The sequence below is a fragment of the Wenxinia saemankumensis genome, assembly GCF_900141735.1.
In the GTDB taxonomy this organism is placed as follows: Bacteria; Pseudomonadota; Alphaproteobacteria; order Rhodobacterales; family Rhodobacteraceae; genus Wenxinia; species Wenxinia saemankumensis.
The window spans coordinates 620,161-633,944 of record NZ_FQYO01000002.1; the positions used below are offsets into that span (position 1 = coordinate 620,161).

At 69.1% G+C, this 13,784-nt stretch carries 14 protein-coding genes; 1 reads left to right on the forward strand and 13 read right to left on the reverse strand.

Going from position 1 to position 13,784, the window contains the following annotated elements:
- The 13 genes from BUE30_RS06805 to BUE30_RS06865 form a co-directional block, all read right to left on the reverse strand.
- Positions 1–837, reverse strand: coding sequence for a carbohydrate ABC transporter permease (locus BUE30_RS06805; protein WP_073327325.1), 837 nt, complete (start codon positions 835–837; stop codon positions 1–3).
- Positions 834–1,769, reverse strand: a complete 936-nt coding sequence (locus BUE30_RS06810; RefSeq protein WP_244526288.1) for a carbohydrate ABC transporter permease — start codon at positions 1,767–1,769, stop codon at positions 834–836. The genes BUE30_RS06805 and BUE30_RS06810 overlap by 4 nt, the downstream gene beginning before the upstream one ends.
- A gap of 4 nt (positions 1,770–1,773) precedes the next feature.
- On the reverse strand, positions 1,774–3,048 hold the full coding sequence (locus BUE30_RS06815; protein WP_073327331.1) for an ABC transporter substrate-binding protein: 1,275 nt from the start codon (positions 3,046–3,048) through the stop codon (positions 1,774–1,776).
- An 83-nt stretch (positions 3,049–3,131) separates the two neighbouring features.
- Positions 3,132–4,280, reverse strand: coding sequence for an aminotransferase class I/II-fold pyridoxal phosphate-dependent enzyme (locus tag BUE30_RS06820; RefSeq protein WP_073327334.1), 1,149 nt, complete (start codon positions 4,278–4,280; stop codon positions 3,132–3,134).
- Complete coding sequence (locus BUE30_RS06825; protein ID WP_139300499.1) at positions 4,277–4,936, reverse strand: FadR/GntR family transcriptional regulator; 660 nt, start codon at positions 4,934–4,936, stop codon at positions 4,277–4,279. Before BUE30_RS06825 ends, BUE30_RS06820 begins: the two co-directional genes overlap by 4 nt.
- 322 nt (positions 4,937–5,258) lie before the next feature.
- Complete coding sequence (locus tag BUE30_RS06830) at positions 5,259–6,257, reverse strand: ABC transporter ATP-binding protein (protein ID WP_073327340.1); 999 nt, start codon at positions 6,255–6,257, stop codon at positions 5,259–5,261.
- Positions 6,254–7,234 (reverse strand): ABC transporter ATP-binding protein, encoded by a 981-nt coding sequence (locus tag BUE30_RS06835; RefSeq protein ID WP_073327343.1) that lies wholly within the window; start codon positions 7,232–7,234, stop codon positions 6,254–6,256. The genes BUE30_RS06830 and BUE30_RS06835 overlap by 4 nt, the downstream gene beginning before the upstream one ends.
- On the reverse strand, positions 7,231–7,494 hold the full coding sequence (locus BUE30_RS06840; RefSeq protein WP_073327346.1) for a BrnA antitoxin family protein: 264 nt from the start codon (positions 7,492–7,494) through the stop codon (positions 7,231–7,233). Before BUE30_RS06840 ends, BUE30_RS06835 begins: the two co-directional genes overlap by 4 nt.
- Positions 7,454–7,726, reverse strand: coding sequence for a BrnT family toxin (locus tag BUE30_RS06845; protein ID WP_073327349.1), 273 nt, complete (start codon positions 7,724–7,726; stop codon positions 7,454–7,456). Before BUE30_RS06845 ends, BUE30_RS06840 begins: the two co-directional genes overlap by 41 nt.
- Before the next feature lie 41 nt (positions 7,727–7,767).
- Positions 7,768–8,676 carry an ABC transporter permease subunit gene (locus tag BUE30_RS06850; protein WP_073327351.1) on the reverse strand — a complete coding sequence of 303 codons (909 nt, stop codon included), beginning with the start codon at positions 8,674–8,676 and terminating at the stop codon, positions 7,768–7,770.
- Position 8,677: 1 nt separating this feature from the next.
- On the reverse strand, positions 8,678–9,685 hold the full coding sequence (locus BUE30_RS06855; protein ID WP_073327354.1) for an ABC transporter permease subunit: 1,008 nt from the start codon (positions 9,683–9,685) through the stop codon (positions 8,678–8,680).
- The gene (locus BUE30_RS06860) at positions 9,685–10,779 is read right to left on the reverse strand and encodes a M24 family metallopeptidase (protein WP_073327357.1); all 1,095 of its coding nucleotides are present in this window, start codon (positions 10,777–10,779) and stop codon (positions 9,685–9,687) included. Before BUE30_RS06860 ends, BUE30_RS06855 begins: the two co-directional genes overlap by 1 nt.
- 74 nt (positions 10,780–10,853) lie before the next feature.
- A complete protein-coding gene (locus tag BUE30_RS06865; RefSeq protein ID WP_073327360.1) occupies positions 10,854–12,419 on the reverse strand; it encodes an ABC transporter substrate-binding protein in 1,566 nt (521 codons plus the stop codon).
- Between the two features lie 486 nt (positions 12,420–12,905).
- Between BUE30_RS06865 and BUE30_RS06870 the strand changes: the two genes are divergently transcribed.
- Positions 12,906–13,778, forward strand: a complete 873-nt coding sequence (locus BUE30_RS06870) for an amidohydrolase family protein (RefSeq protein WP_073327363.1) — start codon at positions 12,906–12,908, stop codon at positions 13,776–13,778.
- Positions 13,779–13,784: the final 6 nt, after the last annotated feature.

A 13,784-nucleotide genomic window follows, 5' to 3' on the forward strand; every position in this document is an offset into this window, starting at 1 on the left:
TCAGCCCTTCACGGCGCCGCTGGTGAGCCCCTGCACCAGATAGCGCTGAATGAATGCGAAGAAGAGGCAGGAGGGGATCAGGGCCAGCACCCCCGCGGCCATCATCTGCCCCCAGTCGACCGAGAACTTCGATACGAAGGAGAGCAGGCCCACCGGGAAGGTCATCCGGTCGTCCGCGCGGATCAGCATGAGCGCGAACAGGATCTCCGACCAGGCGGCGGTGAAGACGAAGCCCAGCGTCGCGCCGAGGCCGGGCAGGGTGAGCGGCAGGATCACCTTGCGCAGGGCCTGAAGGCGCGTGCAGCCGTCGATCATCGCGGCCTCTTCCAGATCCTTGGGGATCCCGTCGAAGAAGCTCTGCATCAGGAAGGTGGCGAAGGCGACGTTGAAGGCGGTGTAGACGACGATCAGCGAGGTCAGCGTGTTGAGCAGGCCGAGCGCGGCGACGATCCGGTAGATCGGCGCGATGATCATCAGGAGCGGGAACATCTGCGTCAGCAGCAGAAGGGCCATGACCCAACGCTTCCCCCGGAAGGCGAAGCGCGAGAAGCAATAGCCCGCCGCCGCCGCGACGAGGGCGGTTGCGACCGCGGTCGAGAGCGAGACGATCACCGAGTTGCGGAAGAACAGCATGAAGTCGCTGCTCAGGACTGCCGCGAAGTTGTCCCAGGTCGCGGCGGAGGGCCACATCCGCGTGCCCTCGGAATAGATCAGCCGCTCCGGCGTCACCGCGATCTTGACCAGCCAGTAGAGCGGGAACAGCGCGAAGACGACGTAGAACGCGACGGCCGCGTATTTCAGCACGCCGAGGACGGGATTGCGGGCCCGGACGCTCATGTCTTCACCAGTCTGCTGCGGATGGTCAGCAGGATCGCCGAATAGATCATCAGAAGGATCAGCAGAGCGACCGCGATGGCCGAGGCATGCCCGAAATCGAGCTGTCGGAAGGCGGTGGTGAAGATGTAGCTGGACAGGATCTGCGTGGAATTGGCCGGCCCGCCGCCGGTCATCACGTAGATGAGGTCCGCGAAGTTCGCGATCCAGATGGCGCGCAGCATGACGGTGATCGCGATCATGGGCCCGAGGAAGGGCAGGGTGATCTTGACGAAGGCCTGCCAGGGCGAGGCGCCGTCGATCTCGGCCGCCTCGTAGAGCTCGCCCGGAATCGACGAGAGGGCGGCCAGCAGCGTGATCGCGAAGAACGGCACGCCGTACCAGACATTCGCGAGAACGGGGCCGTAGAGCGCCGTGTCGGGATTGCCGAGGATGTTGTAGGGCTCCTCGATCATTCCCAGCGCATACATCCAGTGCGGCAGCGGCCCGATGATCGGATTGAAGAGCCACTGGAAGTTGAGGCCGATCAGGAAGGTCGGCACCGCCCAGGGAAGGAAGACGACCGCCTGCACGACGCGCCGCCCCCTGAAGCCGTTGTTCAGCAGCAGCGCGAGGCCGAGACCGAGGAAGAACTGGAAGAACAGGCTCACGCCGGTCCAGACGAAGGTGTTCTTCAGCGTCCGCCAGAACTTCGCATCGCCCCAGATGTCGCGGTAGTTCTCGAAGCCCACCCATTCCGCGGCGCCCGGCCGCAGCAGCGTGAATTCGCGGAAGGAATAGCCGATCCCGATCGCCAGCGGCACCAGGATGACGAGGCCGACGAGCAGCAGCGCGGGCAGCAGGTAGAGCCAGGGCTCGGCCACCATCCGGGCATAGCCGCCCGAGAGCCGCCCCCGGATCGCTCCGGGGGCGGGGATTTCATGGTTCGCGGTCACCCCGTCACTGCGCCTGCGCGGCCTGATAGGCGGCGTATTCGTCCGTCAGGTACTGCGCCCATTGATCGGCCAGCTCCTCTGCGGTGAGGTCGCCCAGCAGCGCCTCCTGCCCGGTCTCGATCGACAGGCTGTCGGCGAAATAGCCGTAGCCTTCGAGATAGGCGGGCGGCAGCAGCGGGATGTAGGTGTCCGGGTTGTTCAGGGTCTCGAACCAGCCGGCGAACTGCTCGGTCTGGAAATAGGGATCCTGGTCGGCCCCCTCGTGGATCGGGATCACGCCGACGAACTGCGCCCAGGTGGCGTTGTTCTCGGGGTTGGACAGATGCCCGACGAGGTCCATCGCCGCCTCGGGCGACTCGGTCGTGTTGAAGACCGACCAGCCGGCGAAGCCGATGGTCGGGTAGGCGTGGCCGCCGGGTCCGACGGGCATCGGCATGACGGCGAAGCTCTCGGCGTCCATCCGGTCGCTGATGCCGATCAGCGCGTCGGGATCCTGGTCGAGGAAGGCACAGGTGCCCGAGTAGAAGCCGGCGACGATCTCGTTGAAGCCCCAGTTGACGCTGTCGCGGGGTGCGGCGCCCGACTGGTAGAGGTCGATCATCATCTGCAGGCCCGCGACCGATCCCTCGGAATCCATCGTCGAGTTGCCCTCGGCGTCGAAGAACTCGGCGCTGTCGTTCATCGCGGCCGCGAACATCAGCCAGCCGCCGGTCCCGCCGGGTCCGCCGCGCAGGCAGTAGCCGGACTTGCCCTCGAGCTCGCTGACGGCCTGGGCCGCGGCCACGAACTCCTCCATCGTGCCGGGGGGCGTGTCGATGCCCGCCTCGGCCAGCAGGTCCTTGTTGTAGAACATGGCCCGCAGGTAGAAGCCGTAGGGGATCATCTCGAGCCGGCCGCCGGCCGACATCGAGCCCATGTTGACCGTCTGCTCGGTCAGGGTGCCGTAATCCTCCCAGCTGTCCTGCAGCGGGGCGAGATCCATCAGCTGGCCCGCGCCGGAATAGAGCGCCATCCAGCGCTCGGGCATCTCGACGATGTCGGGGATGTCGCCGCCCGCCACCATCGTGGCCAGCGTCTCGAAGGCCTGGCCCCAGGGCAGGCTCACGATCTCGACATTGTGGCCGGTCTCCTCCTCCCAGGCGGAGACGATGCCTTCCAGCACCTCGGTCCGCTCGGGCGAGGTGATGACCTCGACCAGGGTCAGATCGTCGGCGGCCGCGCCGCCCGCGATCAGCGCCAGCGCCGAGGCGCCGGCCAGGGTTGTCAGTCTGCGTGTCATGGTCACTCCCTTTCGCTTGGTGATGCGGCCTCTTGGCGGGCCTTGGTGATCCGGTGCGGCGCCGTGCGGGCGCCGATCGTGTCTCAGCCGGTGGCGGCGGCCAGCGCCCCCTCGAAATCGGTCCAGAGCTCCTCGGCGTCCTCCAGCCCCAGCGACAGTCGGACGAGCCGGGGGGAGACGCCGAAGCGCTGGGCGGCGTTCTTCTCGCCCGATTGCCTCAGGCTGATCGAGGCGGGCACGATCAGGCTCTCGAAGCCGCCCCAGCTGACGCCGAGGCGGAAATGCCTCAAGCCGTCGGCGAGGCGGGGGATGTCGACCCCGTCCGCCAGTTCGATCGAGAGCAGGCCGGACCGGCCGGTGATCCCCGGCACGACGTTCGGCCCCGGGGAGCGCACCCGCGTCACCTGCCGCAGCCCGGCCAGGCGGTCGACGAAGAGGTTCGCCGTCGCCTCGTGCATCCGCATCCGGGGCACCAGCGTGCGCAGACCCCGGATCAGCAGCCAGGCCTCGAACGGGGCCAGCTTGGCGCCCAGCATCGGCAGGGTCAGGTCGCGCAGCTTCGCCACCAGCGAGGCGGAGGCGACGACCACACCGGCCACGGTGTCCGAATGGCCCGAGATGTATTTCGACGCCGAATGCACCACGACATCGATCCCCAGCTCCAGCGGGCGCTGATGCAGCGGGGTGGCCCAGGAATTGTCGTGGATCGTGAGGCAGCCCGCCGCCTTGGCCACGCGGGCGATGGCGCCCAGATCCGCGACATCCAGCGTCATCGAGGTCGGGCTTTCCAGATAAGCCACGTCGTAGCCATCCAGCGCACCGGGTTCCGTCATCGCGTCGACGGGCATGTACTCGACCGTCACCCCGGCGGGGGCCATCATCCGCTCGAGCAGGCGGTAGGCGTCGGGATAGACATGCTCGACGCAGGCCACCCGCATGCCGGGTCGGATCAGCGCCATGATCGCGGCCGAGATCGCGCCCATGCCGGAGGCGAAGGCGACGGCCGCCTCGCCCCCTTCGAGATCCGCCATCATCCGCTCGAACTCGGAGACGGTGGGGTTCTGCACGCGGGTATAGAGGGGCTCGTCCGTCTCGCCCGCCATCCGCGCCTCGAAGGCGGCGTAATCGTCGAAGGTGAAGAGCGAGGTCTGGTGGATCGGCGGCGTCACCGGGCCGGAGGGGGACCCCCAAGGCCGGGCGAGGCGCGTCGCGACGGAGGGGCGGTCGGTCATGTCAGGCTCTCCACCACGGCGCGCGCGGCGCGCCGGGTCTCGTCGAGGATGCGGGTGATCGCCGCGACACCGCCCTCCGCATCGCCGGAGGCGACGGCCTCGGCGAGATCGCGGTGCAGCGGGATCGTGTCCGAGCCGAGCTGCGGCATGCCGAAGGGGGCCGAATAGACCTCCTCGAAGGTGCGCTGGAGCTGCTGGATCAGCTGCCCGAAGAGCGGGTTGCCGGTCGCGTCGTGGATCGCGGCATGAAAGGCGTGGTCCGCCCCGCGCCAGTCCTCGCCGGCCTCGTAGCTTTCCATCAGGGCCAGCATCCGGGCGCGGATCCGGTCGCGCGCCTCGGGCGTGGCGTCGCGGGCGGCGAGGCGTACGGCCTCGATCTCGAGCGGGCGGCGCACGGCCAGCATCCGCAGCAGGCTCTCGGCCTCGAGGCTGATGGCGAGCGGAATCGCCATGGTGCGGCCCGCTACCGGCGCGGTGAGGATGGTGCCGCCGCCGCGGTTGCGGCGGACGATGCCCATCCGGCTCCACGCCGTCATCGCCTCGCGCAGCTTGGCGCGGCTGACGCCGAGCCGGCGGGCGATCTCCACCTCCGGCGGCAGGCGGTCGCCGGGGGAGAGGCCCGCCTCGACGACCAGTTCCGCCAGATCGTCGGCCACGTCCCGGGTCCGGGGGGCCGGGCCGGCGGCGGGGCGCGGGGAAGTCGCATGAACGGGCATGACGCGATGGAAGCCTCAATGTCAGACAAAGTCAATCGCTTTGTCCGACATTGCGGCGGATCGCGAGGCGGCCAGCGCGAAGGCACCCGGAAGGCCCGCCGCTGCCGGCATCCTACTGGGGGTATCCGGGATCCGTGCGAAGGGGATGGCGGGTGGCGCCGTGCCCCGCGGCGCCGCTGCGCGGCGGGCGCCGCGGGGGGCCGGGGGCGGTGCCGTCCCGAACGGACCTTCCGCGCGCGGGGGCGCGGCGGGCGGCGGCGCCTCAGGCGGTCGCGGGCTCGGCGCGGCCGGCGGCGCCCGGCTGGGGCGCCTCGGGGAAGTGGCAGGCCACGGGTTGGGGGCCCCCGTCCAGCCGGGGCCGGTCGCGGCGGCACTTGTCCTCGGCCTTCCAGCAGCGCGGCGCGAAGGGGCAGCCGGGCGGCACGTTCAGCGGCGAGGGCAGCTCGCCCGACAGGCGGATGCGGCCACGCTCCGCCCGGGGATCGGCCTTCGGCGTCGCCGAGAGGAGGGCGCGGGTATAGGGGTGGCGCGGGGCGGTGAAGACGTCGTCCTTGCTCCCCTTCTCGACCATCCGGCCGAGATACATCACCGCGACGTCGTCCGCGACGTGGCGCACCACGGACAGGTCGTGGCTGATGAAGAGATAGGCCAGGTCGAGCCGCTCCTGCAGATCCAGCAGCAGGTTCAGGATCTGGCTCTGGATCGACAGGTCCAGCGCCGAGACCGGCTCGTCCAGCACCAGCAGCTTCGGCTCGAGCATCAGCGCGCGGCCGACCGCGATCCGCTGGCGCTGCCCGCCGGAGAACATGTGCGGGTAGCGGTCGATGTATTCCTCGCGCAGGCCGACGAGGCGCATCATCTCGCGCGCCTTCTCGCGCCGCTCCTTCGCGCCGATCTCCGGTCGGTTGATCTTCAGCGGCTCCTCCAGGATCTGGCCGACGCGCTGGCGCAGGTTGAGCGATCCGTAGGGGTCCTGGAAGACGATCTGGATGTCGGTGCGCAGGTCGGACCACTTCTCCGGCGTCACCTCCGTCCCGGCGAGAGTGAACGAGCCGCCGGTCGGCGCCTCGATCATGGTGACCAGCCGGGCGAGGGTGGACTTGCCGCAGCCGCTCTCGCCGACGACGGCGAGCGTCTTTCCGGCCTGCACCTCGAAGGACACGTCGGCGACGGCGCGCACGATGCCGGGCTTGGAGAACAGGCCCCCGCCCACCTCGTAGTCGCGGGAGAGATCCGTGGCCTTCAGGACGGTCTGGTTCATGCGGTCTCCTCCCCGGCGGGCACGGCGAGCGGGTAGTGGCAGCGGGCGAGGCCGATCGCGGGCGGCTGGACGGGCGGCGGCACGGTGCGGCAGCGTTCGTCCGCGAACTTGCAGCGCGGCGAGAAGAGGCAGCCCTCGGGCCGGTCGTGCAGGCCGGGCACGACGCCCGGAATGGTCGGCAGGCGCCGCTCGGTCGCCCGTTCGGGCAGGGCGGCGAGCAGGGCGGCGGTATAGGGATGGTGCGGCGTCTCGAAGAGCTGCGCGACCTGCTGCTCCTCGACCTTCTGGCCGGCATACTGCACGGCGACGCGCTCCGCCGTCTCGGCCACGACGCCCATGTCGTGGGTGATGAGGATGAGGCCCATCCCCGTCTCCTTCTGCAGCCCCGTCAGCAGGTCGAGGATCTGCGCCTGGATCGTCACGTCGAGCGCGGTCGTCGGCTCGTCCGCGATCAGCAGACGCGGCCGGCAGGCGATGGCCATGGCGATCATCGCCCGCTGGTTCATCCCCCCCGAGAGCTGGTGGGGAAACGCGCCGAGCCGGCGTTCGGGGTCGGGGATGCCGACCATCTCGAACAGCTCGATGCAGCGGGCGTGCCGGCCCTTGCGGTCGAGGTCGGTATGCTGGCGCAGCGCCTCGCGGATCTGCATCCCCACGGTGAAGCAGGGATTGAGCGAGGACATCGGTTCCTGGAAGATCATCGAGATGTCCTTGCCGATGATCCGGCGCCGGGCGCGGGCGGACATCGACCGCAGGTCCTGCCCGTCGAAGCTCATCTCGTCGGCGGTGATCCCGGCCGTCCAGGGCAGCAGGCCCATCACGGCGAGCATCGAGACCGACTTGCCGGACCCGCTCTCGCCCACGATTGCGAGGATCTCGCCGGGTTCCACGGACACGTCGACGCCGTCCACGGCGCGCAGCAACCCGCCGCCGGTCTGGAAGGTCACGGAGAGATTGCGGACGTTGAGGAGACTCATAGACCCGCCGCCTTGCGCAGGGCGTCGTTCATCCGGGTCTGCCAACCGGGACCGTCCGCCTTGAAGCTGTCGACCACCTCCGGATCAAGACGCAGGGTCGTCTGTACCTTGGGACTGGCCGCGCGGGGGCGGCCCCGGCGCAGGGGGGCGGCGTCGAAACGGCTGGCCCAGGGCTCATCCGCCAGGTCGGGAATGATCTCGTCATCCCTGTCCAAGCCGTCAGCAGAGACGCGGGCCGAAGCGGTTCTGTTCTCGGTCATTCGCCTTCCTCATCGAGATGACGCGGCGCCGGGCGCCGCGCATGGTCCATATGAGGACCACCATTCTTCCATCGAGCAGTCCGATCGTGATCGTCCTGAACTCGCCGTAGTCGCGCCGGTCGTCCGGCTGGCTGATCGTCGGGCCGTCGAACACCTCGCCCGCCCTCGCCATGTCCGGGCCGCGCGCCTTCCGGGACGCCTGCCGCTTCTCCTCGTCATACTCGACCGCCATTTTATGTAGTTACGGAAAATCGGCCGGTCAACGCTCCACAATCAACTCCGCCGCAGCTTCGGATCCAGCGCGTCGCGCAGCCCGTCGCCCATCAGGTTGATCGCCAGCACCGTGACGAGGATGCACAGGCCCGGCAGGGTCACGACCCACCAGGCGCGCAGGATGAACTCGCGGCTGTCGGCGAGCATCGTGCCCCATTCCGGGGTCGGGGGCTGCGCGCCCATGCCGAGGAAGCCGAGCGCCGCGGCGTCGAGGATCGCGGTCGAGAAGGACAGCGCCGCCTGCACGATGATCGGCCCCAGGCAGTTCGGCAGGACGGTCACGAACATCTGCCGCGGCCATTTGGCCCCCGCGACCCGGGCGGCGATGACGTAGTCCTTCGTCCGCTCGTTCAGCACGCTGGCCCGGGTCAGGCGCACGTAATGGGGCTGCAGCACCAGCGCGATGGCGATCATCGCGTTCAGCAGCGACGGGCCCAGGATCGCCACCAGCACCAACGCGAGCAGGAGGGAGGGGAAGGCGAGGATGATGTCCATCAGCCGCATGATGAGGGTGTCGAGCCATTTCGGCGCGAAACCCGCGATCAGGCCGATCACGATGCCGCCCGTCGCGGCGATCACCACGACGACGATCCCGACGAAGAACGAGTAGCGCGCGCCGTGCAGCAGTCGGCTCAGCATGTCGCGCCCCACCGCGTCGGTACCGAGCGGGAACTGCCACTGACCGCCCTCCTGCCAGGCGGGGGGCTGGAGCGTGTTGCCCCGGAACTGGACCGTGGGATCGTAGGGCGCGATCAGGGGGGCGAAGATCGCGATCAGCACGAAGACCGCGAAGACCCACAGGCCCATCACGGCGCCGCGGTTCTCCTTGAAGTAGCCCCAGAACTCCTTCAGGCGGCCGGGGCGGCCCGTGGGGACCGAGCGGGCGGTCGCGGAGGAGGCGTCGGACATCTCAGCGGCTCCGGATCTTGGGGTTGATGAGGCCGTAGAGCACGTCGACGGTCAGGTTCACGAGCATGACGATCACCGCGATCAGCAGCAGGGCGCCCTGCACGACGGGGTAGTCGCGGCGGAAGATCGAATCGACCATCCATTTGCCGATGCCCGGCCAGGAGAAGATCGTCTCGGTCAGGATGGCGCCGGCGAGCAGCGTGCCGACGCTGAGGCCGATCACCGTGACCACCGGGATGAGCGCGTTGCGCAGCGCGTGCACGCCGTTGACCCGGCGCGGGCCGAGGCCCTTGGCGCGGGCGGTGCGGATGTAGTCCTCGCTCAGCACCTCGAGCATGGCCGAGCGGGTCTGCCGGGCGATGACCGCCAGCGGGATCGTCCCCAGCACGATCGTCGGCAGGATCAGGTGGCTGAGGGCGCTGGCGAAGGCGCCGTCCTGTCCCGAGAGGAGGCTGTCGATCGTCATGAAGCCGGTCACGTCGTCGAAGAAGTACATCAGCCCGATCCGCCCCGAGACCGGCGTCCAGCCCAGCCATCCCGAAACCACGACGATCAGCAGCAGCGCCCACCAGAAGATCGGCATCGAATAACCGATCAGCGCGCCCGACATCAGGAACCGGTCGAAGAACTTGCCCCGGTTCACCGCCGCGATGACGCCGGCCGGCAGGCCGATGGCGACGGCGAAGATGATGGCGCAGAGCGAAAGCTCCAGCGTCGCGGGGAAGAGGGTGAAGAATTCGTCCCAGACCGGGCGGTTGGTGACGAAGCTGTTGCCGAGATCGCCCTGGAAGATGCCCGTCAGGTAGTCCCAGAACTGGACGTAGATCGGCCGGTCGAAGCCGAACTGCTGCTGGAGGGCAGCATAGCGCTCCTCGCTGAGGCCCCGCTCGCCGGCCATGACGACGATCGGGTCGCCCGGCAGGACGCGAATGAAGCCGAAGGAGATGACCGCCACGCCGATGAAGGTCGGGATGAAGGTGAACAGGCGCGAGAGCGCGAACTTGAGCATCAGCCGACCACCCTGAGATCGCGGGGAAAGGAGGTGAGGGAGCGGTTGCCGCCCTCCGTCACCAGCAGGTCGTCCTCGATCCTGACGCCGAACCTGCCGGCGATCAGGAGGGACGGCTCGTTGGTGAAGACCATCCCCGGCTCGAGCACCTGATGGTTGCCGCGCATGATGTAGGGCGCCTCGTGGACGTCGCGCCCCAGCCCGTGTCCGGTCTTGGACCCGATGTGATCCGCGTAGGGGCTGGCCTCCAGCACCTGCATCACCGCATCGTCGACATCGTGGGCGGTCGCGCCGGCCTTCGTCACCTCGTGGCCGACCGCGTTGGCGCGCCGGACCAGGTCGTAGACCTCGCGCGCCTCGTCCGTGGCGTGGCCGACGAAGAAGGTGCGGGTGATGTCGGCGTTGAGGCCCCCCCAGACCGCGCCGAAATCGACCAGCAGCGCGTCGCCGTCCTGCAGGGCGTAATCGGCCCTGGCATGGCCGTGGGCGCGGGCGGAATTGTCGGCGGCGAGGACGATCGGGCCGAAGGCGTTCCCCTCGGCCCCGTGGGCGAAGAGCGCGGCGATCAGGCGGGCGCGGATCTCGGCCTCGGTCTGGCCGATGCGCACGCCGTCCAGCACCTCGCCGAGCGCGGCCTCGGAAATCTCGTTGGCGCGGAGGAGGGCGGCAACCTCCTCTTCGGTCTTGTGCAGGCGCAGGCCCGCGATCTGCGTCTCGGCATCGACGAGGCGCAGCCCCGGATGCGCCCGGGCCAGCGCGTGATGGACGAAGACGCGCATCACCTGGCCCTCGACGGCGAGGGAGCGCAGCGGCATCGCCCGGGCGAGCGCCTCGAAGGCGCCCGTGTATCCGGTCTGGTCGCGCCAGTCGAAGACCTCGCCCTCGAAGCCGGTCAGCGCCCAGGATTGCAGTTCCAGCTGGGGGACGATCGCCGCGGGGGCGCCGTCGACCGGCACGATCACCACGAGGGGGCGTTCGTTGGTGCCGAAGGACTGGCCCATCACCCTGGTGAAGGTCGCGCCCGGCACGAGGGCCACGGCCTCGACGTCGAGGTCCCGGGCCACCTGCCGGAGCGGGGCGTAACGGTCTGTCATGGAAAGCTTCCCGGAAATGTCCGGCGGGGCCGCAAGGGGCCCCGCCGGTGTCGCGTGTCAGAGCGGGCCGCGGATCACTCCGCGAGGCCGACCTCGTGGAAGATGTGGCCGCCGAGCGGGTGCACGACGTAGTTCTCCACCTCCGGGCGCATCGGCATGAAGACGACCGAATGCGCGATGGTCGCCCACGGGGCCTGCTCCTTGAAGATGACCTGGGCCTCTTCGTAGAGCGGCGTGCGCTCTTCCTGCGTCGGCAGGGTCTTGGCCTCGTCGATCAGCTCCTGGAAGGGCTCGTGGCACCACTGGGCGCGGTTCGAGGCGCCGACGCCGTCGCAGCCCAGCAGCACGGCCAGGAAGTTGTCCGGATCGCCGTTGTCGCCGGTCCAGCCCAGCAGCACCGCGCCGTCACGGTCGACGGCCGAGGACCGCTCGAGATACTCGCCCCACTCGTAGGAGACGATCTCGACGTCGACGCCGATCTCGGAGAAATCCTCCTGGATCAGCTCGGCCATGCGGCGGGCGTTCGGGTTGTAGGGACGCTGCACCGGCATCGCCCAGATCCGCATCGACAGATCCTCGACGCCCGCATCGGCGAGCATCTGGCGCGCCGCCTCGGGATCGTAGGGGTCGTCCTCGATGCTCTCGTTGTACGACCACATGGTCGGCGGGATCGGGTTGGTCGCGGCCTGGCCGGAGCCCTGGAAGACCACGTCGATGATCGCCTGCTTGTCGATCGCCATGTTCAGCGCGCGGCGGACATCCGGATTGTCGAACGGCGCCTGCTGCGTGTTGTAGGCGAGGTAGCCGACGTTCAGGCCTTCCTGCTCCATCACGACGATGTTCTCGTCCGCCTGCATCGCCTCGACATCGGCCGGGGCGGGGTAGGGCATGACGTGGCACTCGCCGGCCTGCAGGCGCTGGTAGCGCACGGAGGCGTCGGGCGTGATCGCGAAGACCAGGTTCTCGACCCGCGGCACGCCCTCGACGAAGTAGTCCTCGTTCGCGGCGTAGCGGATCACGGCGTCGGTCTGGTAGTCGACGAATTCGAACGGCCCGGTGCCGATGGGCTGCTGGTTGACCATCTCGGGCGTGCCGGCCTCTTCCATCGCCTGGGCGTATTCGGCCGAGACGATCGAGGCGAAGTCCATCGCCATGTTGGCGATGAAGGGCGCCTCGGGGCGGGTCAGGTTGAAGACGACGGTCAGGTCGTCCGGCGCTTCCATCGATTCGATGAGATCGCCCATGCCCATGGACTGGAAGTATTCCCAGGTGCCCTCGGTATCGATCTGGCGCTGGAACGAGTAGATCACGTCCTCGGCCGTCAGGTCACGCGACGGGGTGAACATGTCGTTGGAGTGGAACTTGACCCCTTCACGCAGATTGAAGGTGTAGGTCATCCCGTCCTCCGACACCTCCCAGCTCTCGGCCAGGCCGGGGACGACGTTAGTCGTGCCGGTCTCGAACTCGACGAGGTGGTCGTAGACGGTGTGCGACGAGGCGTCGAACGTCGTGCCGGAGGTGTAGAGCGCCGGATCGAACCCCTCGGGGCTCGCCTCGGAGCAGTAGACCAGCGTCTGGGCCGAGGCGGCGCCGGCGAGGCACAGCACCGACAGCGCGGTCGTGGTGAAAAGCTTCGTCATCGAAGTCTCCCTGTGTGTCGTGGACCCCGCACCCTTGCCGGGCGTCGGGGCAGGCCGGTCCCTCGCGGAACCGCACCCGTTTGTGAACGCCACGCTAGGCGAGACATCGGGGAACCTCAAGCGCGCGCAGGGCCGGACGGGAGTGACGTGGCTGCGGGACCCCCGGCCCGCACGGGCGGCGGGGCAGGCCGGGCGCGGTCACCGGAGGGGGGCGGGGGCCTTGCCGACAGGGGCCGGGAATGCCGGCATGGGCGGGCCGGGCGGCCGCGGCCCGGGATTGGCCGCGCTCCCGGCCGGACCGGCGTGGGTCCCCCGGCCGCGGCCGTCCGCCTTTCGTCCTGCGCTGGCGACGGGCGTCTCGCCCGCGTGCGGCGGGCGGCGGGCACCGGCACGGACGCCGGCCCGCGCCCCGCCGGCCGCGCCCCTTGAGACCCCGTGCCGGACCGGAGAGACTGGATGCCAGACGAAGGAAGCAGGCAGGCACCGGTGATCGACTTCTCCAAGGTCCGCGCGATCGACATCCACACTCACGCCGAAGAGCCCTGCGGCTGCCACGCCGACGACGGCTACGACGAGCTGCAGACCACCATGGCGCGGTATTTCGGCGCGCCCTGGACCCATCCGCCGACCATTCCCGAGACCGCCGCCCATTACCGGGCGCAGAACATCGCCGCCGTGATCTTCCCCGTCGATGCCGAGCGCGAGACGGGCTACCGCCGCTACGACAACGACGAGGTGCTGGAGCTGGTGGCGCGGGAGGACGACATCCTCATCCCCTTCGTCTCGATCGACCCCTGGAAGGGCAGGATGGCCGTGCGCGAGGCGCGGCGCCTGATCGAGGAGCACGGGATCCGCGGATTCAAGTTTCACCCCACGCTGCAGGGCTTCTTCCCCAACGACCGGATGGCCTACCCGTTCTACGAGGTGCTGGCCGAGCACGGCTGCATCGGCCTGTTCCATACCGGCCAGACCGGGGTCGGATCGGGCATGCGGGGCGGCAACGGGATGCGCCTGAAATATTCGGACCCGATGCATCTCGACGACGTGGCCGTCGATTTCCCGGACATGCCGATCATCGCCGCCCATCCCAGCTTTCCCTGGCAGGAAGAGGCGCTGGCCGTCGCCCTGCACAAGCCGAACGTCTATATCGACCTCTCCGGCTGGTCGCCGAAATACTTCCCGCCGATCCTCGTGCGCTACGCCAATTCGCTGCTGCGTACCAAGATGCTGTTCGGCTCGGACTGGCCGATGATCGCGCCCGAGAAATGGCTCGACGCCTTCGGCCGGGCGGAGTTCAAGGACGAGGTCCGCCCGCTCATCCTCAAGGAGAACGCGATGCGCCTCCTCGGCGCGACGTGAGGGGTG

Coding starts and splice junctions, on each gene's coding strand:
- BUE30_RS06805 (WP_073327325.1), bottom strand. CDS start 837: ATGAGCGTCCGGGCCCGCAATCCCGTCCTCGGCGTGCTGAAATACGCG.
- BUE30_RS06830 (WP_073327340.1), bottom strand. CDS start 6,257: ATGAACCAGACCGTCCTGAAGGCCACGGATCTCTCCCGCGACTACGAG.
- BUE30_RS06840 (WP_073327346.1), bottom strand. CDS start 7,494: ATGACCGAGAACAGAACCGCTTCGGCCCGCGTCTCTGCTGACGGCTTG.
- BUE30_RS06860 (WP_073327357.1), bottom strand. CDS start 10,779: ATGACAGACCGTTACGCCCCGCTCCGGCAGGTGGCCCGGGACCTCGAC.
- BUE30_RS06855 (WP_073327354.1), bottom strand. CDS start 9,685: ATGCTCAAGTTCGCGCTCTCGCGCCTGTTCACCTTCATCCCGACCTTC.
- BUE30_RS06850 (WP_073327351.1), bottom strand. CDS start 8,676: ATGTCCGACGCCTCCTCCGCGACCGCCCGCTCGGTCCCCACGGGCCGC.
- BUE30_RS06865 (WP_073327360.1), bottom strand. CDS start 12,419: ATGACGAAGCTTTTCACCACGACCGCGCTGTCGGTGCTGTGCCTCGCC.
- BUE30_RS06845 (WP_073327349.1), bottom strand. CDS start 7,726: ATGGCGGTCGAGTATGACGAGGAGAAGCGGCAGGCGTCCCGGAAGGCG.
- BUE30_RS06815 (WP_073327331.1), bottom strand. CDS start 3,048: ATGACACGCAGACTGACAACCCTGGCCGGCGCCTCGGCGCTGGCGCTG.
- BUE30_RS06820 (WP_073327334.1), bottom strand. CDS start 4,280: ATGACCGACCGCCCCTCCGTCGCGACGCGCCTCGCCCGGCCTTGGGGG.
- BUE30_RS06835 (WP_073327343.1), bottom strand. CDS start 7,234: ATGAGTCTCCTCAACGTCCGCAATCTCTCCGTGACCTTCCAGACCGGC.